Here is a 5,775-nt window from a genome sequence, read left to right as displayed (position 1 = left end):
GTATGTCAGCTACATCCGTGGCGACTGATACAGCGCTTTCGCGAGCAAGCCCGCTCCCACATCAGGGGATCCGCTTCAACATGAGATCGCACTAGCGACCCGCCCTCCTCGCGCCTGCTATCATGCGCGACATCCCCTCCCACAGGTTCGCGCCGCCGCCCATGGATTACCGAAAACCCTCCGACCGCAAAAGCATGCATGCGCGCATCGTCCAGGAACTGGGCATGCAGATCGTCTCCGGACGCTTCAAGCCGGACGATAAACTGCCCGCCGAAGCCCTGCTGTGCGAGGAGTACGCCGTCAGCCGCCCAGTGCTGCGCGAAGCGACGCGAGTGCTGGTCGCCAAGGGCCTGGTGTATTCACGCCCGCGCGTGGGCACGGTGGTCAAGGCCCGGCGGGAATGGCACATGCTCGACCCGGACGTGTTGCACTGGCTGATGCAGAGCAGCCCGCAGAATGAATTCTTTGGCTTGCTGACCAGTGTGCGCAGCATCATCGAGCCCGCCGCCGCGGCCCTGGCCGCACAGTTCGCCACCGACGACGACATCGCGTCCATCCGCGAAGCCTATGAACGCATGGACGCGGCACCGACGCCCGAAGCCCTGCTGCAACCGGACCTGGATTTCCATAGCCGCATCGCCGATGCGACCCACAACGACCTGCTCGCCAACCTGTGCAACATGCTGTCGGTGGCCATCGCCGAAGCGCTCAAGCATTCCAACCAACGCCCCAATCTGCACGAGCTGGCGATGCCGCGACACAAGGCTATTCTCACCGCCATCGAGAACCGTGATGCCCTCGGGGCCCGCCATGCCACGCTGGTGCAACTGGACGATGCCCGCAGTGCACTGAACGTGGTGCTGGGCAGAGATCCCGCCTGATTCCGTCCACAGCCCTGACATACCCCGCACTCGCCGGGGCGGTATTTATCTACCGCCCCGGCGAGACACAGAAGTCGATACTTTTCAGGTCGTCATTCGACGGCCAAGCGTTTATGAAAAGGACTTCTCATGACCTCAACCGCTCCGGCTGACAACGTGTCTGCGTTCGCGCAGACCGTCAGCCTGCAATTCGCCCGTCGCCCGACCTTCGAACAGGTGGTCCGGCGCCTGCTGGAACAAGCCATCCAGGCAAGGTACCCCGCATCGTCCTTCGACCTGTCCCGGGTCCAACTGGCGACGCCGAACGCAGCCGATCGCGCCTGGCGAATCCAGCCCTTCATGCCCCGCGTCCTCGACTACCTGGCCCTGGGCATGCCTTGGGATTTCAGGGATGCGGGAGGACTCTCCTGCTTCCTGACCGAAAGGATGCCGCACCCACTCCGTTGGGCCGGGCGCAACGTAGACATGAACGACATCCAGAAACTGTTGATCGAGCTGCCCTGGACGGTGCCGATCGGACTGCAGGATGCGCTGACCGACTATTGGAATACCGAGATCGGCAACCACAAGGGCATCAGCCACTGGCGCTGGCTCAGCGATGTGCTGAGGAACACCCTGCATATCCGCAGGCTGCGACAGCCAGGCCTGACCGATCAGGCACGCGAAGCCCTGGACCAGATCGTCCGTTGGCCGGACCGTGACCTGCGCTTCTATCACAACAACCCGTCACCGACTTATGCCTACAGCCTGGAGACCCGGATCAGCCACGGCGACGCCAGCCGCGTACTGCTCGGCAGCGAGATCCTCCTGAGCCACTCGTCCCAGGGCTCGACCGTCTACCTGCTGTGCAGCCCCGGCAGTGCCGTGCAAACTTTTCCTTCGCTGGAGGCCTTCAACGGTTATTGGAGCGCCCGGATCGCCGGCCAGTACCTCGTCGACAGCATCACCTGCCAACGCAATGAAATCGGCGGCCACGCCTTCGACGTCCAGGCGGCCATGATCCTGGAGCAACAACTGGCCGATTTGCAGGCAGTGCAGCTGCCTTCGCGAATGGGCCTGCAAGGCCTGACAACGCTGTATCAAGACTTGAGCGACCCTGCCCGTTACCTGCTTGACGTCCCGCGCCTCACACCTGAAACGTCGGCGCGTCTGGAACCGTTGCTGCCCACCTGGTTGAAGAACGCCTCCAGGGTTGATCAAACCCGCTTTCAACACCTCAACCTGACCGTCGCCAGCGCCAAGAAGCGCAACCTGGGTCGGACCTATCTCAGCGACATCCAGGACATCCAGGCCTTCACCGCCGACGCCCTGGTCAAACAGATGCAGCAGACCAACGACAACCGCCTGGACCGGGCTCCCTCCAGCCATTACCGGCCCGATGACGTCGAGCTGACCTTCACCGTGGCTGCCGGTTACCCCGGTACGGCCGGGATCATCGAGAAGAAAACCCTGAGCCTGACCGAGCTGGCGATCCACAACCTCGTCGCCCGGCCCAGTGCCAACCTGGCGCTCAGTCATCGCCGGGGGCTGGCGTTGCCGGCGTGGCTGACCCCGGATTTCATCACGCGCAGGAACGGACTGATCGAACAGGTCGACATCGGCACGACCTATCCTCGCTACCTGCAACAACGGCTGGTGGATGATTTACCTCACGTGCGGCAGCGGCAACGGCTGTTCACCGACCAGATGCCGGCGCAATTGCAGCTCGAGGCCCTGCAACAACGGCTGGAGCAGAAAAACGGTGTGACCCGCCAGGGCCTGCGCCTGCTTGCCGCCGTCCTGCAACCGGACACTGACGGCCAGAAGCTCGACGGCCGACCCGTGACGATCCGACACCTGGCCTTCCTGTGCAAGCCCGGGGCTCAGCCCGACCTTGTGACGAACATGTTCATCATCGAGCCGCAAGACGTCAGCAGCGGCCCGCACCTGCTCTATCGCCCGCTCTATTCCCCCGCGTTGCAGGAGTACCCGACCCGCCAGGCCCTGTTGCAAGCCGTCGTCACCCCCGGCGACCTGCAAGACAGCATCCTCACCTGGATGTCCGACATCGCCCGCCCCCTCTATGCCGACGGCGGCTTCCTCGAGCCGCACATCGTGCGTTTTTTCCAGGGCGACGAGTTCAGCCTTCCGGCAAAACCCGCCCCGGCAACACTCGCGGTCGACGACGAAAGCAACGCCGAGTTGCAGAAGTGGCTACACAATGGCGACCTGATGCCCTGCCTCTACCGCAGCAATGCGCACGCCCTGGTCAGCCAGGCAGACCGGGAATCGGTGTCCAACAGCGAAAGCCGCTGGGCCGTGCTGCTGGAAGGCGGCAACCTGATCTTCAACACGTTGCTGATGCCGTTGCTGCGGGGCCCGGTCATGGCCGCCGCCTGGCTCTGGAACCTGATGGCGAGTGCCAGCCAGGATATTCCGGCGCTGAGCAGCAAAGACCCGGTGACCCGGGAGCTGGCTGCCGTCGATCTGCTGGTCAACCTCAGTATGCTGGTGAGCCAGTTTCCCGGCATCAGCCCAGCCCATGCGCCGCTGCCCGAAGCCATCAAGGAGCAGGCCATGGATACGCCCGCGCCGCGGGCCATTCCCGAGCAATGGCCCGCGCCGGTGCCACCCAGCGTTGTCGACACACCCGTTGTCTTGCCCGGCAAGCACTCCGCCGTTTCCAGCGGGTATCTGGACCTCGGTTTCGCCAACGCTCGCCAGCGCCTGACGTCGGCGCAGCACAACTACTTGCTGCGGGTGCAATTGCCGCGCCCCGCGTCACTGCCCGAACCGATTGGCTATGGTCCGAACACAGGCCTGTATGTGATCGACAACACCTGGCACGCCCTGGTTGAAGACCGCCTGTATCAAGTCAGCCCCGAAGCAGACGGCAGCGTGACGATTGTCGACCCGCGCGACCCAAGCGCCAACGGCCCGCCTTTGAATTCGGACGGCCAGGGCAACTGGTCGCTGGATCTACGCCTGCGCCTGCGCGGCGGCATGCCGCCCAAGCGGGTGGAGGCGCAACGCCGTACCAACCTGCAGCGTATCCGGCAATTGCTCGAGGAACACAACCGATGGATTGAACAGGACGATGATCGAGAAAAAGCCCTGGACGTGGCCCAGCAGGTCATGACCCGAACCGAGGATGGCGACTACACCGAAGCCCAGCGTGCCCAGAAGCGCAAGACGTTCTACGACCTGCTACAGGAGGAGACCGAGATCTATCTGAAGATGGCGGACAGCGCACCCGAACGTGCCAGCCTGGGTATCGGGTTCCCGCCTGGCTACCTGCATGGGCTGATGGAAAACGTGGTTAACAATGCCCGCAAGGCGTTCCTGATCACCCAAAAGGACCACGTCGCCACCAGACAAGCCCATCCCCAATTTCACGGAGATCGCGACTTCAGGGAAATCGTCGCTTACAACCTTGAGCCGTACCGGAAGTACCTCGACACCATGAGCGACATCAATGATCGAGCGATCCACTGGCTGGAACTCAAGGACGACTATCTGGAGCGGCTACTGAATCTCGATGCGGCGGGCGCACAGGCGTTTGAACGCCTGACCAGCGGCCGGCCGCTGGACGAGAGAAATGCCATCGGCAGCAAGACCCTGCAACTCTCCACCCTTCCCATTCTGTCGGTGAAGAATCTGCAATCGAGCCTGGCAGAAAGCCTGCTTCGCATTGTCACGCCGTTAGCGGAGCAGATGCGCTCCCACCATGACCTGCGAATGTACGACCTGCCTGCGTCAGAACAACTCGAGGTGCTGACAAGCCTGACCGAGCAATACGGCAAGACCCTGGATGCGTTGAAGTGGACAAAGGCTCTCTACCCGGACGACATCAACGCGTCCTATTTCGACCGGCTGATCAAACTGGTGGAAGGGCTTTACCAAGAGGTCTCGGGGAAGCTCGCGGCAGAAATCAAGCCCGAGCCGACACCGCGCAAGCGTGCGCCGAAACGCTCCAGGACAGGCACCGGGCTTGTGCAGAAAAAACTGATCAGGACCCGTCACAATGGTGTCCTGATCGGCGACCTGAAACCCGCCGGTACGAGCCTACCGGTCGACGTCGTGGAGATGCGCTCCGAAGGGGACGATCAGATACTTGCCACCTATTCGCGCCACGAGGATGTCTGGGATGTGGTCGACATACGCCGCCCGGCCCCTGTGCCCCACACACGATCAGTCAGGTCGATCCGGGCGGATGGACGAAAGCTGCTCGATGAGCTGGACCAGCGCATGAGCCGCGCGGAACGCTACAAGACACATTGCCGCTTTCCTCAGGAAATCGAGGAAATCATGAACAATGAGGCGGGTCGTTTCCGCACGCTTGCCGAGGAACTGGACCGGGCGTTCATCGCATCGCCGGCCTCACGCACACCGGCAGACGAGGCACTGGGCCAACAGTTGTCAGGCGCCGCCGCCCGCCTGAGCACCAGGGGCCACGAACTGCGCACCGAACTGAGCCTGAAACTGCCGCCCACCGACAGCAACCTGCGCTACCTGTTCGACCAGGACCTGATCCAGGTGGCGCTCCTGGGGGAACGCACCGCCTTGATGGGCCCGCGCAAGGATTTTCTCCAGGAGTACGCGATCAATGACCGTGACGGACGGCCCCTCTGGTTCGCGCATTTTCACTACGCAACGGCCGACACGCCGAAAGCCGACTACAGCGTCGCGCACCTGAAAACCAGGGGACAGCGTCTGGAGCACTACCATTCGCTGCTGGCCAAGGCCAACAGCCCTTACGCGGTAGTGAATGTGCATCGAGGACAGATCGGCAAACCGTTGGCCCTGAGCCGGTTCTTGCCGTTGGCGCCTTGATTGCCATCAAGGCAACGGTGCACCACTTCCGTGGCGAGGGAGCTTGCTCCCGCTGGGTTGCGCAGCAGCCCCTATATCAGGC

The 5,775-nt window shown here is 62.9% G+C and carries 2 protein-coding genes; both read left to right on the top strand.

All coding sequences use genetic code 11. The annotated features are described in order from the left end of the window. Positions 1–161 precede the first annotated feature (161 nt). Positions 162–881 (top strand): FadR/GntR family transcriptional regulator, encoded by a 720-nt coding sequence (locus RGM2987_RS00665; RefSeq protein WP_245138191.1) that lies wholly within the window; start codon positions 162–164, stop codon positions 879–881. A 129-nt stretch (positions 882–1,010) separates the two neighbouring features. Further along, positions 1,011–5,693: a DUF6543 domain-containing protein gene (locus tag RGM2987_RS00660; protein WP_245138190.1), complete on the top strand. Its 4,683-nt coding sequence runs from the start codon at positions 1,011–1,013 to the stop codon at positions 5,691–5,693. Positions 5,694–5,775: the final 82 nt, after the last annotated feature.

Source organism: Pseudomonas sp. RGM2987 (assembly GCF_022952855.1).
In the GTDB taxonomy this organism is placed as follows: Bacteria; Pseudomonadota; Gammaproteobacteria; order Pseudomonadales; family Pseudomonadaceae; genus Aquipseudomonas.
This window is presented reverse-complemented; position numbering and strand designations above follow the sequence as displayed.

Excerpts from the sequence above, each read along its gene's own strand:
- RGM2987_RS00665 (WP_245138191.1), top strand. The coding sequence starts at position 162 with ATGGATTACCGAAAACCCTCCGACCGCAAAAGCATGCATGCGCGCATC.
- RGM2987_RS00660 (WP_245138190.1), top strand. The coding sequence starts at position 1,011 with ATGACCTCAACCGCTCCGGCTGACAACGTGTCTGCGTTCGCGCAGACC.